Origin of the sequence: Sphingomonas sp. GM_Shp_1 (assembly GCF_026540895.1) — a bacterium.
In the GTDB taxonomy this organism is placed as follows: domain Bacteria; phylum Pseudomonadota; class Alphaproteobacteria; order Sphingomonadales; family Sphingomonadaceae; genus Sphingomonas.
This window is the reverse complement of the sequence record NZ_JALNUR010000018.1, coordinates 15,928-38,483: the sequence shown is the minus strand read 5'-3', so window position 1 is coordinate 38,483 and position 22,556 is coordinate 15,928. Positions and strand designations below refer to the sequence as shown.

Annotated in this window: 15 protein-coding genes; 9 read left to right on the top strand and 6 right to left on the bottom strand. The window is 67.1% G+C overall.

Annotated elements, in window-relative coordinates; all coding sequences use genetic code 11:
• Nucleotides 1-7: 7 nt before the first annotated feature.
• From OXQ33_RS10740 to OXQ33_RS10720, 5 genes are read right to left on the bottom strand one after another with little or no spacing between them, the layout of a single operon-like run.
• Entirely contained in the window at nucleotides 8-1,288 is a 1,281-nt protein-coding gene (locus OXQ33_RS10740; RefSeq protein ID WP_267434683.1) for a TolC family outer membrane protein, read from the bottom strand.
• A complete protein-coding gene (locus tag OXQ33_RS10735; RefSeq protein WP_267434682.1) occupies nucleotides 1,281-3,710 on the bottom strand; it encodes an ABC transporter permease in 2,430 nt (809 codons plus the stop codon). Before OXQ33_RS10735 ends, OXQ33_RS10740 begins: the two co-directional genes overlap by 8 nt.
• A 28-nt stretch (nucleotides 3,711-3,738) precedes the next feature.
• Entirely contained in the window at nucleotides 3,739-4,491 is a 753-nt protein-coding gene (locus OXQ33_RS10730; RefSeq protein WP_267434681.1) for a DUF2807 domain-containing protein, read from the bottom strand.
• A gap of 15 nt (nucleotides 4,492-4,506) precedes the next feature.
• Nucleotides 4,507-5,184: an ABC transporter ATP-binding protein gene (locus OXQ33_RS10725; RefSeq protein ID WP_267434680.1), complete on the bottom strand. Its 678-nt coding sequence runs from the start codon at nucleotides 5,182-5,184 to the stop codon at nucleotides 4,507-4,509.
• 14 nt (nucleotides 5,185-5,198) lie between these two features.
• The gene (locus OXQ33_RS10720; protein WP_267434679.1) at nucleotides 5,199-6,431 is read right to left on the bottom strand and encodes an efflux RND transporter periplasmic adaptor subunit; all 1,233 of its coding nucleotides are present in this window, start codon (nucleotides 6,429-6,431) and stop codon (nucleotides 5,199-5,201) included.
• 114 nt (nucleotides 6,432-6,545) lie between these two features.
• Here OXQ33_RS10720 and OXQ33_RS10715 point away from each other — a divergent pair, with 114 nt between their 5' ends.
• The gene (locus OXQ33_RS10715; protein ID WP_267434678.1) at nucleotides 6,546-7,862 is read left to right on the top strand and encodes a response regulator; all 1,317 of its coding nucleotides are present in this window, start codon (nucleotides 6,546-6,548) and stop codon (nucleotides 7,860-7,862) included.
• A complete protein-coding gene (locus tag OXQ33_RS10710; protein ID WP_267434677.1) occupies nucleotides 7,852-8,991 on the top strand; it encodes a HAMP domain-containing sensor histidine kinase in 1,140 nt (379 codons plus the stop codon). Before OXQ33_RS10715 ends, OXQ33_RS10710 begins: the two co-directional genes overlap by 11 nt.
• 15 nt (nucleotides 8,992-9,006) lie before the next feature.
• Here the strand turns inward: OXQ33_RS10710 and glpK are convergent, their stop codons facing one another.
• Complete coding sequence (glpK, locus tag OXQ33_RS10705; protein ID WP_267434676.1) at nucleotides 9,007-10,497, bottom strand: glycerol kinase GlpK; 1,491 nt, start codon at nucleotides 10,495-10,497, stop codon at nucleotides 9,007-9,009.
• 77 nt (nucleotides 10,498-10,574) lie between these two features.
• On the opposite strand from glpK, the gene OXQ33_RS10700 reads away from it, so the two are divergent.
• The 7 genes from OXQ33_RS10700 (at nucleotide 10,575) to OXQ33_RS10670 (ending at nucleotide 22,505) form a co-directional block, all read left to right on the top strand.
• On the top strand, nucleotides 10,575-12,083 hold the full coding sequence (locus tag OXQ33_RS10700; RefSeq protein WP_267434675.1) for a glycerol-3-phosphate dehydrogenase: 1,509 nt from the start codon (nucleotides 10,575-10,577) through the stop codon (nucleotides 12,081-12,083).
• Between the two features lie 62 nt (nucleotides 12,084-12,145).
• Nucleotides 12,146-12,901, top strand: coding sequence for a FadR/GntR family transcriptional regulator (locus OXQ33_RS10695; protein WP_267434674.1), 756 nt, complete (start codon nucleotides 12,146-12,148; stop codon nucleotides 12,899-12,901).
• Nucleotides 12,902-13,599: 698 nt separating this feature from the next.
• Nucleotides 13,600-16,380, top strand: a complete 2,781-nt coding sequence (locus tag OXQ33_RS10690; RefSeq protein ID WP_267434673.1) for a TonB-dependent receptor — start codon at nucleotides 13,600-13,602, stop codon at nucleotides 16,378-16,380.
• Nucleotides 16,381-16,462: 82 nt separating this feature from the next.
• Entirely contained in the window at nucleotides 16,463-18,745 is a 2,283-nt protein-coding gene (locus OXQ33_RS10685) for an alpha-N-acetylglucosaminidase (RefSeq protein WP_267434672.1), read from the top strand.
• Entirely contained in the window at nucleotides 18,742-19,869 is a 1,128-nt protein-coding gene (locus tag OXQ33_RS10680; protein WP_267434671.1) for a heparan-alpha-glucosaminide N-acetyltransferase domain-containing protein, read from the top strand. Before OXQ33_RS10685 ends, OXQ33_RS10680 begins: the two co-directional genes overlap by 4 nt.
• 155 nt (nucleotides 19,870-20,024) lie before the next feature.
• Nucleotides 20,025-21,302 (top strand): glycoside hydrolase family 130 protein, encoded by a 1,278-nt coding sequence (locus OXQ33_RS10675; protein ID WP_267434670.1) that lies wholly within the window; start codon nucleotides 20,025-20,027, stop codon nucleotides 21,300-21,302.
• 270 nt (nucleotides 21,303-21,572) lie between these two features.
• On the top strand, nucleotides 21,573-22,505 hold the full coding sequence (locus OXQ33_RS10670; RefSeq protein WP_267434669.1) for a hypothetical protein: 933 nt from the start codon (nucleotides 21,573-21,575) through the stop codon (nucleotides 22,503-22,505).
• The last annotated feature ends 51 nt before the right edge of the window (nucleotides 22,506-22,556 follow it).

Genomic DNA, 22,556 nt, shown 5'->3' with positions numbered 1-22,556 from the left:
CCGCTCCTCAGTCGAACGCCTCCCGCCCCATCCGGCCCGTCGCCCGCAGGAGCGCGGCCTGCGCGGTCAGCACATCGACCTGCGCCCGCGCCACCGCCAACTGGGCGGAGCGATAGCTCTGGTCCGCGACCAGAATGTCGATGGTCGAGCGCAGGCCGAAGCCATATTCCGCCCGCACGCCCTTGAGCGCCAGGTCCGCCGCCTTCAGCCCGTCCGCGCTCGCCTTCAGCCGCCCCTCGGCGGCGATCAGCGAGGCCCAGGCGGTATCCGCCGCGCGCACCACCGCGCGCGAGGCGGTATCGACATCGAAGCGCTCGGCCCGGCGCAGCGCCTCGGCCTGACGCACCCGCGACGCGACCAGCCCCCCGGTCAGCAGCGGCACCCGCAGCGACAGGCCGGCATTGGCCGCACTGTCGAAGCCGGTGGCATTGCCCCCCACCCATTGCACGCCGCGTCCATAGCTGCCCGCCAGATCGAGCGCGGGGGCGCGTTCCGCCCGCGCCTGATCGATCCGCGCGGTCGCCGCATCGACACGGCGTCGCTGCGCCAGCAGAACGGGATTGCTGGTCTCCGCCGCCTCCCGCGCATCGGCCAGGCTGCGCGGCAGGGCGGAGGGCGGCGCGATACTGGCCTCCAGCGTCCCCGCATCCCGACCGACCACCGCCCGATAGGCCGCCGCCGCCGTCGCGGCCTCACCCTCCGCATCGACCAGGTTCGACACGACGCTGGCCCGTTGCGCCTCCAATTGGGCGACGTCGGTCTTGGTCGCCTGACCCAGGCCGTAGCGCGAGCGGGCCTCGGCCACCTGGCTGTCGAGCCGCTCGATCCCGACCCGCGCCACCTCGACCGCCTGCTGGGTATAGAGAAGGTCGGCATAGGCCGACACGACGCGCTCCAGCACATCGGCCTCGACATCGCGCAGGGCCTCCCCGCCCGCCGCGACATCGCCGTTCGCCGCCCGCACCGCCGAGGAAACGCGCCCGCCGGTCCAGATCGGCAGCGTCGCCGATACGCCGCCCAGCGCACTGCCCGCGCCGGTGCGCACGCCCGTCTGGTTGTAACCGAGCCGATCATAGCCCGCATTGCCGGTCGCCCCTGCGGTCAGCCGTCCCGCCGCCCGCGCCTGGCTGGGCGTTTCGGCCAGCGCATCCTGCCGGGCACGGGCGGCGGCGAGTTCGGGATTGCCGTCCCATGCCGCCGCGATCGCCTCCCGCAGCGTCTCCGCCGAGGCCGGGGTGGCCGCGATCAACGCCACCCCCAACAGCAACCACCATCCCCGCTTAGTCATGACGCAGCGCCCAGGCCGGGGCGGCACGACTGGCCTTGAGCGACTGGCCCAGCACGGTCAGCACCGCGACGGTCAGCGCCACCGCCGTGGCCGCCGCGAAATAGAAGGGCGACAGGGTAATGCGATCCTCGAACCCCGCCAACCACGTCCGCATCGCGATGAAGGCGAGCGGCCAGGCAACCAGATTGGCGATCAGCACGGGCCGCAGGAACTGTCCGACCAGCAGCTTGACGATGTCTGTCGCGGACGCTCCCAGCGTCTTGCGGATGCCGACCTCCTTGGTCCGCCGCGCCGTGTTGAAGGAGGCCAGGCCCCAGAGCCCGACACAGCCGATCAGAACGGCGAGCCCCGCCCCGATACCGAACAGCCGGGTCGCCCGGTCATCGGCTTCGTAGAACTCCTCCAACTTCGCATCGGCGGTTTTGGCGTTGAAGGGCACATTCGCCACCATCTGCTGCCACAGGTTACGCACCGCCGCCGTCATCGCGCGCGGATCGCCCTGGAAGCGGATGGAGATGACGGGACCGTCCATCACATTTTCCGGCTTTGCGTCATAGACATAATAGATCGCGCTATTGGGCACGCGCGGCGAAAAGAAGCGCATGTCCTCGATCACCCCGATGATCGTCCTGGGGCGATCGCCGCCCACCGTCTTGCCGACCGCCTCCTCCGGCGTGCGGAAACGCAGGGTCGACAGCGCCCGGCGGTTGATGACGATCGCACGCGGCTGGCCCTTCTCGACCGTCTGCGAGTCGTCGCCGCGATGCGCGTCGTCGAAGAAACGGCCTGCCAGCAACCGGGTGCCATAGACCTTGAAGAAGTCCGGCCCCACTTCGATCCGGCGCAGCGACGGGCCATCTCCCGGCACGCCGGGCAGCGGGACATTGTCGGCATTGTTGTTGCCCGCGCCCCCCACCGCGCTATCGCCCACCGCTGCGGCGGAGACGTTCGGAAGTCGCCTGATGGCCTCCAGCACGGCCCGGCGACGCGGCGCCTCGATAAGCGTGTCGGCAATCGACGATACCGTCAGCAGTCCGTCACGGCGAAAGCCCAGATCGGTTGCGCGAAGATGCCGGGTCTGCGCGATCAGCACGAGCGTGCCGATCATGAAGGCGATGGCCAGCCCGAACTGGAAGATGACCAGGGCCTCGCGTATGCGCGTCCCCGCTCGCCCGCCACCGGGCGCGCGCGCCGACGCCAATACGCTCGCCGCCGGAAAGCGTGACAATAGAACCGCCGGATAGGCCCCCGCCAACACGCCGACGACGACCGTCAGCAGCGCCAGTGCGGGAACGACGACCATATAGGGAATGCTCAGGTCGAGCCCGCCTGCCGCATTGACCAGCGGCAGCCCCAGCTCGGCCAGGATCAGGCCGCCGAGTGACGCGATCGCGACCGTCAGGACCGCCTCGCCCAGAAACTGCGAGATCAGCGCGGAGCGGCTGGCGCCCAACACCTTGCGCATCGCCACCTCGCGCGCGCGCAGACCCGAACGCGCGGTCGCCAGGTTCACATAATTCACGATGGCGATGATCAGCGTCAGGATACCGACCAGTCCCAGCGTCACCATGGTCAGCTTGCGGCTGGCGCTCTCCCTGCCCTGCGGTTCCAGATGCATCCTGGTGATCGGCATCACCGCGATGTTAAGCGACTGGGACGCATTTTTTCCCATGTCCTTCAGTGCACGCCGGTCGACAAAGCCGGTCATTTTCGCCGCAAACGCATTCGCGGCATCGGGGGTGTCGAACTTGAGGAAAGTCTGAAGCGACGAGCTGCCCCAATGATACCACCATTCCTTCGAGGATGTCGGCGGGGTGCGGGGGAGCGGAACCAGGATCGAAATGTCACCGATCTCGGTATTTTTGGGCATGTCCTTGAAAACACCCGCGACCCGGTAACTGGCGATCTCATCGATCGCGAGCTTGATCGGCTTCCCGACCGGGCTCGCCGATCCGAAATATTTGCGCGCGGCGGTTTCGTTGAGGAAGACATTGGTTGGGACGTTCAGCGCGTCGCCGCTTCCGCTCACCAATGGCAGGTCGAATATGCGGAAGAAATTCGGATCGACCTGTACGATATCCTCACTGGTCGCGACCCCTCCCTGAATGACGCTACCGCCGGAGCCACGGATGCGGGTGCCCTGGATGCCGGGAAAATCCTCGCGCAGTTGTTCGAGAAGTCCGCCCATCGTCCAGTTGCTCGCCCCGTTGAACGGACTTTCGGGCATGTTCCAGACCGACTGGGCGACATAGAGCTTGTCATAGCCCGGCAGCCATTTCTCATAGCTGGTCTCGAACCGGACATAGAGGCCCAGCACCAGGAAGACGGCGATGCCCACCGCCAGTCCGCCGATGTTGAGCGCGGCATAGAGCTTGTGGCGCACAAGCGAGCGATAGAGCGATAACAGCGCGAAGCGGTTCATGATCCGATCTCCCCCATGATCCCCGGCATCAGCCGCAGGTGACGCGGGCGAGCCCGCTCTTAGAAATGGTGCAATGCGGATCGCCCTCGACGGAGACGTTCGCCATGCCGCTCGCACCGACCTGCACCCGTTGCGCGCTGCCCGCGCGGACCTTGGCCGTTCCACTGGCGTCGATCGTCGCCTCGGGCGCGGACAGGCCACGGGCATCGAGGACGCTGGCCCCGCTGCTGTCGATGGTCACCTGCCGCGCCGCGCCGTCGATGCGAAGGACGCTGGCGCCCGAAGTGCCGAGGTTCGCACGCTCGGCCTCGAGCTTGTGCACCGTCACCTCGCTCGCCCCCGACAGGCCGAAGCCGGCCGCACCGCTTCGCAGGGCGGGAAGGCGAACCACGCCCGCCCCGCTCGCGTCGAGCGCGAAGGCAGCGCCGTCGAGCGCGGGCAGGTTCATTTCCGCCGCACCGCTGACATCCACCGCCTTCAGCGCCGGAAGGGTGACGGTGATCGCGACCCGCCGGTCATGGCCGTTGCAGCTGTTGTTCCGGCGGCGGATACGCAGGGTCGATCCGGTCGTGTCGATCCGCAGATTGTCGATATTGGCGGCACGCCCCCGCGCCGTCACGGCATAGGCCGATCCCATCGCCACGGTGACGATATCGCACCCGCTCAGTTCGATGCGGTCGAAGCCGCGCATGTCGAAATCACGCGAGACCTGCGCGCCTTCCTGCGCCGGAGCCGCGACGGCGGCGAGGGACAGAAGGGCGATGGCGGACATCATCTTCATCACGAAATCTCCTTGTCAGATCGCGCGCATGGCGCTGGCGACGATGCGGCCGTCGAGCATGTCGATGCGGCGCTTGGCGAGGTCGGCATGGCTGGGCGAGTGGGTGACCATGACGATGGTCGCGCCCGCTTCGTTCAGGCCGGTCAGGATGTTCATCACCTGCTCGCCATTGGCGGTGTCGAGGTTGCCGGTCGGCTCGTCCGCCAGGATCAGCTTGGGATCGCCGACGATGGCGCGGGCGATGGCGGCGCGCTGCTGCTGACCACCCGAAAGCTGGTGCGGGAAGTGACGGGCGCGGTGGGCGATGCCGACCTTGTCCATCGCCGCCGCCACCCGGCCGCGCCGGTCGCCCACGTCACGGCGATAGGCCAGGCCCAGCGCCACATTCTCCTCGATGGTCAGCTCGTCGATCAGGTTGAAGCTCTGGAACACGAAGCCGAGCGTCTCGGCGCGGAACTTCGCCAGTTCCTTCTCGTCCATCGCCGCCAGGTCACGGTCGCCGAACAGATAGCGACCGCCGGTCGGCCGATCGACCGTGCCCAGCGTGTTGAGCAAGGTCGACTTGCCGCAGCCCGAGGGGCCCATGATGGCCAGGAATTCCCCTTGCGCGACATGCAGGTCGATATCGTGGAGCGCGGTCGTCTCGACCTCGTCGGAGACGTAGCGGCGCTGAATATTTTCCAGTCGGATCATGATGCAAGTCCCCCTTATCGGATGTTCAGTATGTCGCCCTTCACGGACGAGGTGTTGCTGATGACGATGCGTTCGCCGGGATTGAGGCCGGAGAGGATCTCCACCTGTTCGGGATTGCGGCGGCCGATCTTCACGCTGCGGCGGCGGGCATGGGCACCGTCGGGATCGAGGACGAAGGCCGAATTGCCCCCCGCCTCCAGCCAGCCGCCGACCGGCGCCACCACCGCGCGGCTCGCCGCGCCCAGGGTGATGCGGATGTCGATGGTCTGCCCGCGATTGAGCCCTTGAGGCGCGCGGTCGAAGGTCAGTTCCACCTGGAACCGCCCGTCCTTCACGGCCGGAAGCACCTTCGACACGGTCAGCTTCGCGCCGTCCGAAGTCGTCGCCGTCTGCCCCACCGCGACGCGGCCGAGATAATACTCGTCGACCTGAGCGACCAGCTTCCAGGAGCCTTCGCTGTCGACCTGTCCCGCCGGATCGCCGGGCTTCAGCGTCTGGCCCGGCTGGATGACGAAGTTGGTCAGCCGACCGCCGGACGGCGCGCGGATGGTCAGCCCTTCGAGCCCCGCGCGTACCGCGGCCATATTGCCCGACAGCCGCGTCTGGGTGTCGGACAGGCGGGCGGCCTGGGTCGCGGTGATCCGCGCCTCGGTCGCGCGGCCCGACCTCAACTGGGCGAGGCGCTTCTCCTGATAGGCAGCCTCTTCCTCGAAGCTCTTCACGCCCGCATCCGACAGGAACCCCTGGTCGTGAAGCTGGCGGCGAATGCCCAGGTCGCGGCGTGCCTTGATGAGGTCATACTCGGCCTGCGCGACCTGCCCCGCCCGGTCGAGCTTGTTGCGCTCGATCCCCAGCCCCTCGCTGGCGACGCCGCCAAGCTGGCTGGCGATCTGCGCCTCGCGGGTCAGCACGTCGAGCTTGAGTTGCGGATTGGCGAGGGTGGCGAGCGGCTGTCCCTCGGTCACCATCTCGCCGTCCTGCACCAGCAGCTTCTCGACCTGCCCGCCCGACAGCACGCCGACCAGGGTCGTCACGCGCGGGGTGACGGTGGCGCGCACCGGCAGGTAATCGTCGAAAGCGGCGCGCGTGACCTCCCCCGTCTCGATATTGGCGGAGGCGATGTCGGTGGAACCGGCGGCGGGCAGGAAGCGCCAGATCAGCACCGCCGCCACGATCACCAGCGCCGCGATCATCACCGGCTTGCGCCGCCACCAGGGCGTCGCCTTGCGCGCGATACGGCGATCCATCGCCGCCCCCGGAGCCGGCCCGCCGTCCCCGACAGCGGAAGTGTTTGCGCCTGTGCTGTGTTCGGTCATCATGGGATCAATGTCACCCAGGACGGCCGAAAAACCTAAAGCGCTATGAAACCGCCACTTTCCTCCACCATCGCCGAATCCGACCGTTCGGGACCGAACGCACCGTCCACAAATGGACGGTCGGAAGACGGGTCAAGCCCGCTTTCGATCCTGGTCATCGACGACAATCCGCGCATCGCCGAATCGCTGGCCATCGCGATCGATCTGGCCGGGCACCGGCTGGACGTGGCGAACGGGCCGGAGGAAGGTTTCTCGCGGCTGGCAGCGCGGCGATATGATGCGATCCTGCTCGACCTGAACTATGCGGCCGGTCGCACCGACGGCGGAGAGGGGCTGACCATGCTCGCCCGGCTGCTGGCGGATGATCCCGCCGCGTGCATCATCGTGATCACGGCGCATAGCGGCATCCGGCTGGCCGTCACCGCGATGCAGGCGGGCGCGCGCGACTTCGTGATGAAGCCGTGGCGCAATGCCGAACTGATCGCCAAGATCGAGGTCGCGGTCCGGCGACGCCCGGCGCCGGTGGACCAGGCCCATATCGCCGACGCCCCTTCCCCCGCCGCCGAACCCGTCCGCCTGCTGGGCGACAGTGCCGCGATCGAGCATGTCCGCACGATGATCCGCCGGATAGGTCCGACCATGGCCGGGGTGGTCGTCACCGGGCCATCGGGCGCGGGACGCAGCCTGATCGCCGCCGCGATCCACGCCGCATCGGCGGGGCCGCATCGCCCCATGACGCGGATCGACCTACGCGACCCGCAGGCCTGGGACCGGCTGGACGGGGGTGGCAATGGCGCGACCTGGCTGCTGCGCTACCCGGATCAACTCGACGCGATCGGACAGGCGCGGCTGCTCGACCGGCTGTCGGCGGCGGATCGCTTCATCGCCATTGCCGACGATGCCCGCGCCATCACCCCCGCGCTCGCCCGGCGGATCGCGACGGTGGAGATCGCCGCCCCCTCGCTCGATCAGCGGCGCGCCGACATCCCCGTCCTCGCCCGCCATTTCGCGCGGGTCGCGGCGGAACGGCATGGCCGCCCCCTGCCCCGCTTCACCCCCGCCGCCGAGGCACTGTTCGCCACCGCGCATTGGCCCGACGAAGCCCGGGGGCTGGCCGCTGCGATCGAGCGCGCGCTGCTGCTCGGCGATGACGGCGTGATCGAGGCCGCGCTTCTCGCCCCCGCGGCGCCCATCGCTTCGGCCGCCACTCCGGGCCGGGTGAGCTTCGACCTGGACGAGACCGAGCGGACCATGATCGAGGCCGCGCTGGTCGAGCATCATCACAATGTCACCCAGGCGGCGCATGCGCTGGGGCTCAGCCGGGGTGCGCTTTATCGACGGATGGCACGACATGGGCTTTGATCGGCTCCATGCCCGGATGATCGCGACCGCGCTCACCGCGCTGGCGCTGACCGGCAGCGGGGCCCTACTGGTGCTGGCGTGGCAGAACGGCATGTTCGCGTCGGTGCTGGGGCTGAGCCTGTGCGCCGTCTGGGCAATCCTGGCGGCGTGCTGGACGATCGCGCGGCGGCCCGTTTCGCCCGGATCGTCCGAAGCCGTGCGGACTGCCGACGATGGCCCGCCGCTGGCCGCGCTGTTCGACCAGATCCCGCTGCCCCTGCTGCGCATCGATCGCGGGCGGGCGCGGGCGATCAACCGGGCCAGCCGCACCCTGTTCGCGACCGACGACCGGCTGACCCCGACCCCGCCCGCGCTGCTCGATCCCCGGGAGAGCCGGTTGCGCCACGAAGGGCGAAGCTGGCGGATCGAGCGGGTCGCGAGCAGCGAGCAGGCGCTGGTGATCCTTATCGATATCGAGGTGGAGCGGCGGGCGGCAGAAGCCCATGCGGATAACGAGATGATCGATATCCTCGGCCACGAACTGCTCAACGGCTTGTCGCCGATCGTCTCGCTGGCGGACAGCGCACTGGTCGCGGCGGAACGGTCCGACCGGCGGCTGCCGGGCATATTGTCGACCCTGGCGCGGCGGATCGAGGGGCTGGAGCGCTTCACCCGCGCCTATCGAATGCTGGCCCGCCTGCCGATGCCGGTGCGCACGCCGCTGCTCCCCGTCATCTTGGCGGAGGATTTGGGCCGCCTGTTCGCCGAACGCTTCGAGGGGCGCGTCGCCCTGTCGATCCGGGTGCCGCAGGGCATCATCGGCACCTGCGACCGGGATCAGATGACCCAGGCGGTCTGGGCGTTGCTCCAGAACGCGGCGGAAGCCGCGCTGGAGGGATCGGTCGCGCCCAGGGTCACCCTCTCCTTCCAAGGGGATGGCAAAAGCTTCCGGGTCAGCGTGGCCGATAGCGGGGGCGGCGTCGCGGCGCCCGAACGGGCCCGCATCTTCCGCCCCTTCCACACCACCAAGCCCGAAGGATCGGGCATCGGCCTGACCCTCGCCCGCCGGATCGCCAGGGCGCATGGCGGCGACCTGACGCTGCTGCCCATCGCCGAGACGACCTTCGAGATGACGATCCCGGCGGCCTGACGGGCCGGGGCCGGTTCACACCGCCGGGGCGAGCGTCCGCGCCACCGCATCGCGCCATCCCGCCACCAAGGGCGCACGCGCCTGCTCCGTCATCGCGGGCTCGAAGCATCGCTCCCGCGACCAGAGCCGCTCCAACTTGTCCAGCCCCGACCACAGCCCGATCGCGAGCCCCGCATGAAAGGCCGCCCCCCGCGCGGTCGTCTCCAGATCGGCGGGGCGCTCCACCGCCGTATCGATCATGTTGGCGAGGAACCGGCAGAGCCAGTCGTTCGCCGCCATCCCGCCATCGACCCGCAGGATCGCGGGGCCCTCGCCCGCATCGGCCTTCATCGCCGCGACCAGATCCATCGTCTGATAGGCGACGGACTCCAGCGCCGCGCGCGCCAGATGCGCCGCACTGGCCCCCAGCGTCAGGCCATAGATCGCACCGCGCGCATCCGGCTGCCAATAGGGCGCGCCCATGCCGACGAATGCGGGAACCATATAGACGCCGTGGCTGTCGGGCACCTGGGTCGCCAGATCGTCGGTCTGGCTGGCATGGGTGATGACGCCCAGCCCGTCGCGCAGCCACTTCACCGCCGCGCCAGCGACGAAGATCGATCCCTCCAGCGCATAAGTCGTCACGCCGTTCAACCGATAGGCGGGCGTGGTCAACAGGCGGTGGCGCGAGGCGACGGCCGTCTCGCCCGTATTGAGCAGCAGGAAACAGCCGGTGCCGTAGGTGGACTTGGCCATGCCATGCCGGAAACAGGCCTGTCCGAATAACGCCGCCTGCTGATCCCCCGCCATCCCCGCGATCGGGATCGCCGCACCCAGCAGGTCGGGCGCGGTGGTGCCATAGACATGCGCATTGTCATGGACCTGCGGCAGCATCGCCATGGGCACGCGCAACAGGCGGCAGAGGTCCGCGTCCCATTCGCCGCGATGAATGTCGAACAGCATCGTGCGGCTGGCATTGGTCACGTCGGTCGCGTGCACCGCCCCGCCGGTCAGCCGCCAGAGCAGGAAGCTGTCGATCGTCCCGAAGGCCAGTTCGCCCCGCTCCGCCCGTTCGCGCGCGCCATCGACATGGTCGAGCAGCCAGGCGAGCTTGGTCGCGGAGAAATAGGGATCGATCAGCAACCCGGTCCGCTCACGCACCAGTTCCTCCGCCCCATCGGCCTTGAGGGTCTGGCAGAGATCAGTGCCGCGCCGATCCTGCCAGACGATCGCCCGGTGGATCGGCGCGCCCGTGGCCCGGTCCCAGACCAGGACCGTCTCACGCTGGTTGGTGATGCCGATCGCTCCGATCCCGGCGGCCCCGACGCCGCTTTCGGCGATGGCCCGGCGCGCGGTGGCGAGCACGTCGCGCCATATGTCCTCCGGGTCATGCTCGACCCAGCCACGCTCGGGATAATGCTGCGCGAATTCGGCCTGGGCGATGGCGACGCGACGCGCCATGCGATCGAAGACGATGCTGCGGGTCGAGGTCGTCCCCTGATCGATCACCAGAATATGCGACCCCATCGCTGACCCCTCCTGTCATTTTCGCTTATGCCCGGCATGGTGTAGCCTTGCCGCCGTAGAGGATAGGGACAGGCGGCATGGCGGACCAGAGCGAAGAGACGGTCGATCTGCTGATCGTCGGCGGCGGGATCAACGGGGCCGGGATCGCCCGCGACGCCGCCGGGCGCGGCCTGTCCGTCCTGCTGGTCGAGCAGGAGGATCTGGCCAGCCACACCTCGTCCGCCTCGACCAAGCTGATCCATGGCGGGCTGCGCTATCTGGAATATGGTGAGTTCCGCCTGGTGCGAGAGGCGCTGATCGAGCGCGAACGGCTGTTGGCGATGGCCCCGCACATCATCTGGCCGCTGTCTTTCGTCCTGCCGCAGAACCGTTCGCCGCGACCCGCCTGGATGGTCCGCCTGGGGCTGTTTCTCTACGATCATCTGGGCGGCCGGGTTCGTCTGCCGGGCACACGGACGATCCGGCTCGACCGGTCGCCGCTGGGCGCCGGGCTTTCCGCGCGGACGGGCAAGGCGTTCGTCTATTCGGACTGCTGGGTCGAGGACAGCCGCCTGGTCGTCCTCAACGCGCTCGACGCGGCGGAGCGTGGCGCAAGGATCGAGACCCGAACCCGCCTGATCGAGGCACGGCGAGAGGGCGGCGGCTGGATCGCGACGATCGAGGGAGAAGGCGGCAGCCGCACGGTTCGGGCGCGCATCCTCGTCAACGCATCGGGCCCCTGGGTCGCGGATGTGATCGGGCGGGCGCACGGTACGCGAAGGGATCGCGGCGTGCGGCTGGTGAAGGGCAGCCATATCGTCGTGCCGCGCCTCTATGACGGCGAGCACGCCTTCATGCTCCAGAACGACGATCGCCGGATCGTCTTCGCCATCCCCTATGAAGGCCGTTTCACGCTGGTCGGTACGACCGACCAGCCCTGGACAGAGGCTCCGGCCAAGGCATCGATCAGCGCGGGCGAAACCGCTTATCTGCTCGACACCATCAACCGCTATTTTTCCGTGAAGACCGGCGAGGCGGATATCGCATGGAGCTATGCCGGTATCCGCCCGCTCTATGACGATCACGCCGCCGACGCCTCGGCGGTGACGCGCGACTATGTCCTCGACCTCGATATCGGTCCGGCGGGTGAAGACCATGCGCCGATGCTCAATATCTTCGGCGGCAAGATCACCACCTATCGCAAGCTGGCCGAACATGCCCTGTCCGAACTTGCGCCCTTCCTTCGCCAAGCGAGCGGCGATTGGACGGCCGGGGCGGCCCTGCCCGGCGGCGACATGGCGGATGCGGATTTCGAGCGTTTCCTTCGCGAGCTACAGGCCGAACGCCCAGCCCTGCCACCCGTCCTCTTGCGACGGCTGGCGCGGGCCTATGGCACGCGGGTCGCCGACCTGCTGGGTCCGGCGCGGACCGTGGCGGACCTCGGGCCCGATCTGGGCGGCGGACTATATGGCGCGGAAGTCGATTATCTGGTCCGCGTCGAATGGGCGCGGACGGCGGAGGATATTCTCTATCGCCGAAGCAAGCTGGGCCTGCACGTGCCCGAGCGCACGGTCGAGCGTCTGACCGCCTATCTGGCCACCGCATAGGGCCGCTCTGTCCGACGCAAATGCTTGACCGATATGCGTCCACGCCCCCAATAATGGTCGTGATGGACAACACACCCACGACGCAGGACCGCCTCTACCGGGAACTGGCCCGCACGCTGATCGCCGAACTGGTCGAAGGCCGCTATCCGGTCGGGACCCGCATGCCCGCCGAGCGCGAACTGGCGGCGCGCTTCGACGTCAGCCGTCCGGTCATCCGGGAAGCGCTGATCGCGTTGGAGGTACAGGGTTTTATCGAGGTCCGCATTGGTTCGGGCGCGCATGTCGTCGCGCTGCCCGGGCAGGGCGAGACCCCCGATTTCGGCGTGTCCGCCATGGAAGTCGCCGAGGCGCGCCTGCTGTTCGAGCCCGAATCGGCCGCGCTCGCCGCGTCGCAGATCACCGATGCCGAACTGGACGAACTCGCCGCGCTGGTCGACGCGATCGAGGAGGAAAATAACGAGGTCGGCGGCGCCTTTCGGGCTGACCGCGCCTTCCATACACTGATCGCGCGGGTCACCCGGAACAGCGCCATTCTCGAAACCATCGACCGCCTGTGGGAGCAGCGCGAGCGGTCGGCGGAAAGCGCTTTGCTCGATGCCAAGGTGCGCGCGATCGACGTGCGTCCCATCGTCGAGCATCATGCTGCCATTCTGGAAGCGCTGCGGGCGCGGGACTCGCTCGCCGCGCGGGCGGCGATGCAGCGGCATCTGACGGCGGCACTCGAAGGCCTGCTGATCGCCAGTGAAGCCCGCGCGGTCGCCGAAGTGCGACAGGCGCTCGCGGCGAAGCGCGATCGAACCGCGCATCTGAAGATCTGATCCGCCCGGCTTCGACGAAACAGAAGGCCCCCCTTCGTTGATCCGCTCTATCGACCCCGGTTCGACGAGGGCCGGCGGGTGTCGGCCTGCGGCATGACCAGCGACGTCGGACACCCGCGCCTGCCATATGATGGCAAGGGTTGTTCCCAGGCCGCACAGTCCAATTGGCCGAACCAATAACGACAATACCAATCGAGACTCAGCGCTTTTCGCGATCCCTATCCGACGGCGAACAGACACTCAAAATGTCTCACTGCACGACCCGCCGCAGGTGTAGCGCTACCATGAAAAAATCTTCACATTCGCCATCCTACTGAAGGTAAATGATAAAATCTGGTCACGCATCGTCCCGACCAATTTTGTGGTGAAACCGATTGTCGCCCCGTTGACATGCATGACCATTCCATGTCACCGATAAGACCATAAGATAACAACACCGTGATGCAGGAAGAAATTTTCGGTCTTTCGACGGGATCGACGCACACGACCCATAGGTCGGGCGGCGGCCACGGCGATCGACTTCGGAAGGGTTCCGCGTCCTGACGCAGCAGAAGTGACGGCCCACCCCGATCCGCGAACGCCACCCCGTTCCGGTCGATGACGGCCCCTGCCTGTCCGACGGTCACGCACGCCCTATCCACAAAAGTCTCGGGGAAGCCCGGCGCGATCTGCTTCGCGTCGGGATCAGAGGGAGGGAAATGAGCATGACTATGTCACCGCGCAAGGACGCGTCGCGTCTCGGGCGCAAGCGGTTGCTTCAGACGACGGCGTTTACGGCAACCTGGATGGCCTCGGCGATGATCGCGGCGCCGGCCCTGGCGCAGACCGCCGCCGCCACGTCCGCCGCCACCGTTACCGCCGATACCGGACAGGCGACGCCGCAGGTCGATACGGCGGGCGACGCCAGCCAGAGCGAGATCACCGTCACCGGCTATCGCCAGAGCATCGCCTCCGCGCTGGCCGCCAAGCGCAACGACATCCGTATCACCGACGGCATCTCGTCGGAGGATATCGGCAAGTTTCCCGCCCAGAACGTGACCGAGGCGATCCAGCGGATCGCGGGCGTCCAGATGTCCAACATCAACGGACGCGGTTCGACGATCAGCATCCGTGGCCTGGGCCCGCAATATGCCCGCACCACGATCAACGGCCAGACCTTCGCCAGCGCCGACTTCAAGGACGGCTTCCGCTACGACATCATCCAGACCGATCTGGCGAGCGCGATCCAGGTCATCAAGTCGCCGACCGCCGACATGGACACGGGTGGCCTCGCGGGCACCGTCAACATCGATACGGTCAAGCCGCTCGCCTATAAGGGCCCCAGCTTCATCGCGGGCGTGAAGGCCTATCATTCCGACTTCCGCGGCGGCGTCACGCCCAAGGTCAATGCCGCCTATATCAAGCGCTTCGCCAACGACACGATCGGCGTCATGCTGGACGTCGGCTATCAGAAGCTAAAGGATCGCGGCGACTATCTGTTCATCAAGAACTGGTATCAGCCGGGCGCGGTGGCGGGCGCCCCCGATGCGCAGGTGCCGGGCAATCTCCGCTACCGCCGGATCGACCGCGATACCGAGCAGTTGATGGGCAGCGGCGCGATCCAGTGGAAGCCGCAGGACAATTTCGAGGTCCTGCTGCAAGGTGAATATTCGCGCGACCACACCCGCTACGACACCCGCCAGATGGTCTTCGGCCGCTGGGCGACTTCGGCGGTGACGGTCAACAGCACCGCCAACGGCGTCGCCGACAAGATTTCGATCAGCAACTTCAACGTCGACAACAACGACCAGCCCGAACTGCGCAAGCTCCAGACCCAGGCCTATACCGGCACCGTCAACTGGAGCCCGACCGACACCACGCATATCAAGGCGATCGGCCATTATACCCAGGGGGACGCCAAGCTGTACGAATGGGCGACGATCGACGAGGTCCGCTTCGCGAACGGCGGTACGCTCGACATTTCCGATCCGTTCAACGTCAAGTGGAACACCGCCAGCCTGACCGACGGATCGATCTACAACATGGCGAACCGCACCTGGTACGCCTTTGTCGACGGCGCGACGCATATCCAGTCGGCCCGCGACCGCGCGATCCAGACCGACCTGACCCAGGATGTCGATTTCCACGGGATCAAGGCGCTGGTGTTCGGCGCGAAATATCACCATGAGAGCTTCGACACCAAGGCCTATCGCCACGATCGCGACGCCGATGTCAGCGACCCCGTGACCTATCCCGAATTCGCCTGGATCCCCGATCTGTCGAAGACGGGCGTGCTGGTGAACAACTTCCTGGGCGGATCGATGTCGATCCCGCACAGCTTCCTGTCGGTCAATGCGCCGCTGTGGCAGCAGATCCTGCGCGACAAGGGCATCACGGTTCCCGACACGCCCGACTGGCCCAACACCTATCGCGTCGACCGTTATATCCCGGCGGTCTATGCGATGGCGAATATCGACGGCACGCTGTTCAACCTGCCGGTGCGCGGCAATGTCGGCGTCCGCTACGAGCACACCCACCAGAACGTCACCAGCAGCCTGACCAACGGCACCGACAGCAACGCCACGCTGCTCGGCCAGCAGCATGTCGTGCAGGATTATGGCAACGTCCTGCCCAGCGCCAGCTTCGCGCTGGACCTGACGCCGCGCCTGGTCGCCCGTATCGCCGCCGCCAAGGTGCTGGTCCGCCCGCTGCTCAACAGCCAAACGCAGATGGCCGACACCATCACGCGCGTAACTACCAGCCTGCGCCCCAGCGTCTCCGTCGCGCAAGGCGAGAGCCGCCTGAAGCCGCTGACCGCCAACCAGTTGGACCTCAGCCTGGAATTCTACCATGGCAAGGGCAATTCGATCAGCGTCGCGGGCTTCTACAAGGCGGTGAAGAACGGCACCTTCACGCAATTCTACTGCCCCGGCTCGTTCGACGGGGTGACGCTGAACGGCGTGGTCAGCGACTGCCAGTCGGCGGACCAGACGACCGACTATAGCTTCAGCCGGGTGCTGAACGACGACCGGGTCATCCATATCAAGGGCGTCGAATTCTCCGCGTCGCAGAATTTCGACATGATCCTGCCGGTCAAGGGCTTCGGCGCGGTCGGCAACGTCACCGTGGTCGATACCGATGCCAGCGCGATCGGCACCGGCTTCAACCTGCGCGACCTGTCCAAGCTGACCTGGAACCTGACGCCCTATTGGGAAAACGAGATGTTCAGCGTCCGGCTGTCGGTCAATCACCGCAGCTCCTATGTCCAGGACGCGGCGTCGAGCTTCTTCGTCAATAGCGGCCTGACGCATGTGGTCCGCCCGCGCACCCAGATGGACCTGGCGCTGGGCTTCAATCCGCTGAGCTATCTCAGCTTCACGGCGGGCATCATCAACCTCAACAACACCCATGAGGATGCCTATCAGACCAACGCCGACACCTTCCAGCTGGCCAGCCGGACGGGTCGCACCTTCTACCTCTCGGCCTCGACGAGGTTCTGACCCCCCCACTGAAGGGCGGACCGCCGTGCGGGCCGGTCCGCCCTTCCCTTTTCGCCATTTGCCGGGGACAATGCCGTCCGTGATGACCTCTTCCAAAGCGCTGGGCCTGATCGGCACCCTGTTTCTCACCGCGTCCGTCGCCCACGCGCGGGCGGATGGCGGCCAGGCCGCCCGAGCGGCGCTGCAAAGGCTGGGCGTGCCGGAACGGCAGGTGGCGGTGACGATCCAGTACTCCGCCACCCCGCGCTACCGGGTGCGGGTGGATCATGACCGCCTGACCGTCCAGGCATCCTCGCCCGTTGCCGCCATACGCGGGATCGCCGCAACCTTGCAGGCGGAGGGGCGGCTGTCGGTCAGTTGGGAGGGACGACGCGTCGGGCCGATGACCGGGCTGGCCGCGCGGGACAGCGGCTGGGTGTCCTCGCCCTTCGGCTTCCGCGCCTATCTGAACACCTGCACCTATGGCTATACCACGCCCTGGTGGGGCTGGCCCCGCTGGGAGCGGGAGATCGACGACATGGCGGTGCGCGGCGTCGACATGCCGCTCGCCATGGAGGGGCAGGATTATGTCTGGCGCAAGCTGTGGCGCGAACAGGGCCTGAGCGAAGCGCAGATCGCGCGGCATTTCTCCGGCCCCGCCTTCCTGCCGTGGCAGCGCATGGGCAATATCGAGGGCTATCGGGCGCCCCTGCCCACGGGATGGATCGACAAGAAGCACGACCTGCAAAAGCGGATTCTCGCCCGGATGCGCGATCTGGGCATGACCCCGATCCTGCCCGCCTTCGCCGGTTACGTGCCCAAGGCCTTTGCCGAGGCGCATCCCAAGGCACGCATCTACAAGATGCGGTCCTGGGAGGGGTTCGAGGGGACCTATTGGCTCGACCCGTCCGATCCGCTCTTCGCGCCACTCGCGAAGCGGTTCCTGGAACTCTACACCGCCGAGTATGGGTCGGGGCAATATTACCTGGCCGATGCCTTCAACGAGATGGTGCCGCCGATCGCCGAGGATGGCAGCGATACCGCCCATGCCTCCTACGGCGATGCGACCGCCAACACCCCCGCACTCGATGCCGCGACCAAGGCGGCGGCGCTGCCCCGCGAGGTTCGCGACGCCCGGCTGGCGGCCTATGGCCAGCGTCTCTACGCCTCGATCGCCGCCGCCGCGCCGGGTGCGACCTGGGTGATGCAGGGCTGGCTGTTCGGCGCGGACAAGAAATTCTGGACGCCCGACGCCATCGCCGCCTTCCTGAAGGACGTGCCCGACGAGAAGATGCTGATCCTCGACATCGGCAATGACCGCTATCCCGGCATCTGGAAGACCACCAACGGCTTCGACGGCAAGAATTGGGTCTATGGCTATGTCCATAATTATGGCGGCAGCAACCCGGTCTATGGCGCGCCCGATTTCTACCGCCGCGACGTGGCAGCGCTGTTCACCGACCCGGCGCGAGGGAATGTGCGCGGGTTCGGCATGTTCCCCGAAGGGCTGCACAGCAACAGCCTGGTCTATGACTATGCCTATGACGTCGCATGGCCGGGCGGCGACATGGCGCTGGGGCCCTGGCTGAGCCGCTACACCGCCGCGCGCTACGGGCGCAGCGATCCGGCGATGGTCGCGGCGTGGCAGGACGTGATCGCGGGTGCCTATGACGTGCGCTACTGGACCCCGCGCTGGTGGAACGAGCGGGCGGGTGCGTATCTGTTCTTCAAGCGCCCCGCCGCCGATGCGCCGACCTATCCGACCGCGCCCGGCGACCGCGCGAAATTGCGCGCCGGGATCGCGGCGCTGCTGAAGCTCGCCCCCATTTACGGCAAGAGCCCGCTCTATCGCTATGATCTGGTCGACCTGACCCGCCATGCCGCTAGCCTGTCGCTGGACGACAGCGTCAAGGCCGCCGTCGCCGCCTATCGAAAGGGAGACGTCGCCGCCGGGGACCGGGCGACGGCGCGGATGAAGGCGCTGGCGCTCCGCATCGATCACCTGATCGGCGGACAGCAGGAAAGCCTGGCCAGTTGGATCGCCGATGCGCGGGCCTATGGCGACACCCCTGCCGAAAAGACCGCCTATGAACAGAACGCCAAGGCGCAGGTGACGATCTGGGGCGGGCGCGGCCATCTGGGCGATTATGCGTCCAAGGCCTGGGCGGGCATGTATGCGGACTATTACCTGCCGCGCTGGACCCGCTATCTGACCGAAGCCCGCGCCGCCGCCCTGGCCAAGCGGCCCGTCGACGATGTCGCCTTTACCACGAAGCTGCTCGACTGGGAAAAGGCGTGGGTCGCCGATCCCCGCCCCTATAAGGCCGCCGCGCCCGCCGATCCGGTGGCCGAAGCCCGCGCCCTGATGACGGAGATCGACCGGTGACGACGACCATGCCCAAGCCGGAGCGCTTCGCCTCGCTCGACATGTTTCGCGGCGCGACCATCTTCCTGATGATCGTCGTCAACACGGCGGGCGCGGGCGGCGCCTTCACCCAGTTGCAGCATGCGCCATGGTTCGGCTTCACGCTGGCCGACCTGATCTTTCCGACCTTCCTGTTCGCGGTCGGCAACGCGATGAGCTTCGCGCTCACCCGGCCGATGCCGGAGGGCGTCTTCCTGCGCCGGGTGTTCAAGCGGGCCGCGCTGATCTTCCTGCTCGGCGTGCTGATGTACTGGTTCCCCTTCGTCACCCATCAGGCGGACGGAAGCTGGGTCGCCAAGCCCTTCGCCGACACGCGCCTGACCGGCGTGCTGCAACGCATCGCGCTTTGCTATCTGCTGGGGGCGCTCTGCGCACGCTATCTGCGGCCCAGCCATTTGCTGTGGGTCGCGATCGGGCTGGTCGTCGCGCACTGGGCGATCCTGGTCGGGCTCAGCCCGGCGGGCGAGGCGTTCGGGCGATACCGGAATGCGGGCACCTTGTTCGACCTGTGGCTGATCGGCCCGGCGCATCTCTATACCAAGGATCACGGCTTCGATCCCGAGGGGTTGCTCGGCACGCTACCCGCCACCGCCAATGTGATCGGGGGCTATCTGACCGGCCTCGCCATCCAGCGCTGGGGCAAGCATATGGCGACGGTCGGGCGGCTGGCGGCGATCGGCGCGGGACTGATCGTCGTCGCGCTGCTGCTGTCGCCCGTGCTGCCGATCGGCAAGAAGCTGTGGACCGGATCGTTCGTCGCGCTGACGGTCGGGATCGACCTCATCCTGCTGGGCGTGGCGCTATGGCTGGTCGAGGTGCGCGGCGTCCGCTTCGGGCGCTCCTTCCTGCAGATGCTGGGACGCAATCCGCTGGCCATCTATCTCTTTTCCGAACTGCTGGTCGTCGCGCTGGAGTTGATCCATGTCCGGCCCGATACGGGTCTGTACACCTGGGTCGGCGAGACGTTGTTCCAGGCGATCGCGCCGGGACCGGTCGGGTCGCTGCTCTGCGCGCTCGTCTATACGCTCATCTGCTGCGCATTCGGCTGGGCGCTCGACCGGCGCGGGATCATCCTGAAGGTCTGAGCGACCGGTCCATTTTCGGCTAGCCGTGCGGACCAGGGGAAAAAGGTCCCACCCTCGGCGCCGCCCCCCTCACCCGTTTCACGACCCGCGGAGGATCAAATCGACCGGCGGGACTTTATCGTCGGCGAGGGACCGTCGAACGAGAGGCCAAGCCGATGAATGCCGCAGATGTCTTCACGAAACTGGACGTCGAACTCAAACCCGATCCGTCCCGCACGGTGCTTCGCCCGTTCAGCTTCGGCTATCCGGCCGCCTTCGATCGCAAACCGACCCGTGCGCAGGATGTGGCGAGGCGCGTCATGGCGCTGGACGCTGAGACGCGCGACCGGATGCTGGAATTGCTACAGGCGGCGATGGAGAAAAGGCATCGCAACGTCGACGGCGTCTTCCTCCGCCGCTTCGACGAGGTGAAGGACGATCTGGGCGATATCGCCATGGGGGAAAAGCGCGACCGGCTGCTGCTCGGCGCCTATTTCAGCCAGGAATATGCGTTCGAATCCGCCGCCCTGTTCAACCCCAGCATCGTGACCGTGCCGGATCAGGACCCCGATGACGACGATATCCGCTTCCTCCTGTCGCTGCGCGGCGTCGGCGAAGGGCATATTTCCTCGGTCACCTTTCGCACCGGCAGTTGGGATGGCGGCACCGGCCTGGTCGTCGATCCGCCGAGCCCGCAAGGCGTGCCGCCGCGGATCGAGAGCAATGAGGGCGGCTGGGTCCGGATGCTCGCCGACGACAGCGAGGACGTGTCCGAGACGGTGATCTTCCCCATCCTGCCCAGCCAGCGCCAGGGCGTCGAGGATCTGCGGCTGGTGCGTTTCACCGACCATGACGGGGTGGAGAGCGTGATCGGCACCTACACCGCGTTCGACGGCAATGTCGCCCGGTCGGAGATGTTGCGCGGCATCAACCAGCAGCGTTTCGAGATGCGCGCCCTGGCCGGGGCCTTGTCGGCATATAAGGGCATGGCGCTGTTCCCCCGCCGGATCGGCGACCGCTTCGCGATGATCGGGCGGCAGGACAATGTGAACCTGTGGCTGCTCTATTCCGACGACCTGCACATCTGGGACGAAGGGATGCGCATCATGGGTCCCAAATATCCGTGGGAATTCGTGCAGATCGGCAATTGCGGCTCGCCGATCGAGATCGATGAGGGCTGGCTGGTCTTCACCCACGGCGTCGGCATGATCCGGGGCTATTGCGTCGGTGCCTGCCTGCTCGACAAGGACAACCCGACCAAGGTGCTGGGCCGGACCCACTCGCCCCTCCTCTTCCCCTCCGCCGAACAGCGGGGCGGCTATGTCCCCAATGTCACCTATAGCTGCGGCGCGCTGCTCCACAAACGCCGCATCCTGCTGCCCTATGCGATCGGGGACCAATATACCGCGTTCGCGACCGGCAGCGTCGACGACCTGTTGTCGGTCATGGAGTAATTCCCCCCTTTCGGCGGACGATCCGGCGGATCGCGCATAGTCCCGGAATCGGTCATCTGCGACGCGGTCGTAGCGACCGACCCGGGTCCAAGCCCTTGCGCATCCGGCTTTCAGCGGCGACAAGACGCCCATTCGCCGCAAATGCGGTTTACGGCATATGACGAGAGGCCAAGAGGCTCCGGGGTTTCACGTTGGACACCGCATCGTCCGAAATCCGCACGCCCGTTCATCATCTGCTGACGACAAAGCCATCAACCATAAGGGGCCGATATGAAGCTGGAATATTCACGACCCGGATCGCACGGCAACTTCGGCGACGATCTGAACGAGTGGTTCTGGGACGAAGTGGCCCCGGGTCTGCTCGACGATGACGATTCGACGATTTTGCTGGGCATGGGCACGATATTCAGCCGCTGGTTCACCGACCAGTTGCCCGCCGACAGCCAGAAGATCGTGATCGGCAGCGGCGGCGGCAAGGCCGGCGGTCCGCCCCATCTCGATGACAAGTGGCATATCTATGGCGTCCGGGGACCCCTGACCGCCGCCTATTCGGGGCTGGGCCAGGAAACCGTGCTGACCGACCCGGCGATGCTGCTGCGCGACTTTCCCGAATTTTCCGATCTGGGGCCCCGGCGGGGCATCGGCTTCATGCCGCATATCTGGAGCCTGGATCACTGGGACTGGGAAAAGACGACCAGGGAACTCGGACTGGAGTTCATCAATCCGCGCGACGAGGCGAAGGGGACGGTGCGGCGCATCGGACGCCTGGAGGGCCTGATCACCGAGGCGATGCACGGCGCGATCGTTGCCGACGCGTTCCGCACGCCCTGGATCGCGGTGGGGATCGCACCCGGCTTCGAAACCTCCAAATGGTGCGATTGGGCGGCGTCGCTGGGCATGGCGATGACGTTCCATTCGGTGCGCGACGTCTATGCGCCCAAACACTCCACCTCGCTCCGCATCATCAAGGGCGCGATCAAGGAAGGCCTGCACCGGATCGGCATCAAGGCGGGCAAGCGGGCGCGTCCCCGCAGCGGGGAATGGGACGTGGCGGACATGAAGGGCCGACTGCGCTCGCTCATCGAACAGAAGCCGTACCAGTTGAGCGACGAAGCCAAGCTGGACGCCGCACTCGAACGGACCAGGCAGGCGATCGCCCGGCTGAGGCAGGATGCGGCGGCGGGGAAGTTCGCCCGGAAATAGCATCGGCCGATCCCCGCAAGTGCGGCCATGGTCGCACTTGCAGGTAGGAAG

Excerpts from the sequence above, each read along its gene's own strand:
- OXQ33_RS10720 (WP_267434679.1), bottom strand. The coding sequence starts at position 6,431 with ATGGATCGCCGTATCGCGCGCAAGGCGACGCCCTGGTGGCGGCGCAAG.
- OXQ33_RS10735 (WP_267434682.1), bottom strand. The coding sequence starts at position 3,710 with ATGAACCGCTTCGCGCTGTTATCGCTCTATCGCTCGCTTGTGCGCCAC.
- OXQ33_RS10670 (WP_267434669.1), top strand. The coding sequence starts at position 21,573 with ATGAAGCTGGAATATTCACGACCCGGATCGCACGGCAACTTCGGCGAC.
- OXQ33_RS10715 (WP_267434678.1), top strand. The coding sequence starts at position 6,546 with ATGAAACCGCCACTTTCCTCCACCATCGCCGAATCCGACCGTTCGGGA.
- OXQ33_RS10700 (WP_267434675.1), top strand. The coding sequence starts at position 10,575 with ATGGCGGACCAGAGCGAAGAGACGGTCGATCTGCTGATCGTCGGCGGC.
- OXQ33_RS10695 (WP_267434674.1), top strand. The coding sequence starts at position 12,146 with ATGGACAACACACCCACGACGCAGGACCGCCTCTACCGGGAACTGGCC.
- OXQ33_RS10730 (WP_267434681.1), bottom strand. The coding sequence starts at position 4,491 with ATGAAGATGATGTCCGCCATCGCCCTTCTGTCCCTCGCCGCCGTCGCG.
- OXQ33_RS10675 (WP_267434670.1), top strand. The coding sequence starts at position 20,025 with ATGAATGCCGCAGATGTCTTCACGAAACTGGACGTCGAACTCAAACCC.
- OXQ33_RS10710 (WP_267434677.1), top strand. The coding sequence starts at position 7,852 with ATGGGCTTTGATCGGCTCCATGCCCGGATGATCGCGACCGCGCTCACC.
- glpK (WP_267434676.1), bottom strand. The coding sequence starts at position 10,497 with ATGGGGTCGCATATTCTGGTGATCGATCAGGGGACGACCTCGACCCGC.
- OXQ33_RS10690 (WP_267434673.1), top strand. The coding sequence starts at position 13,600 with ATGAGCATGACTATGTCACCGCGCAAGGACGCGTCGCGTCTCGGGCGC.
- OXQ33_RS10685 (WP_267434672.1), top strand. The coding sequence starts at position 16,463 with ATGACCTCTTCCAAAGCGCTGGGCCTGATCGGCACCCTGTTTCTCACC.
- OXQ33_RS10740 (WP_267434683.1), bottom strand. The coding sequence starts at position 1,288 with ATGACTAAGCGGGGATGGTGGTTGCTGTTGGGGGTGGCGTTGATCGCG.
- OXQ33_RS10725 (WP_267434680.1), bottom strand. The coding sequence starts at position 5,184 with ATGATCCGACTGGAAAATATTCAGCGCCGCTACGTCTCCGACGAGGTC.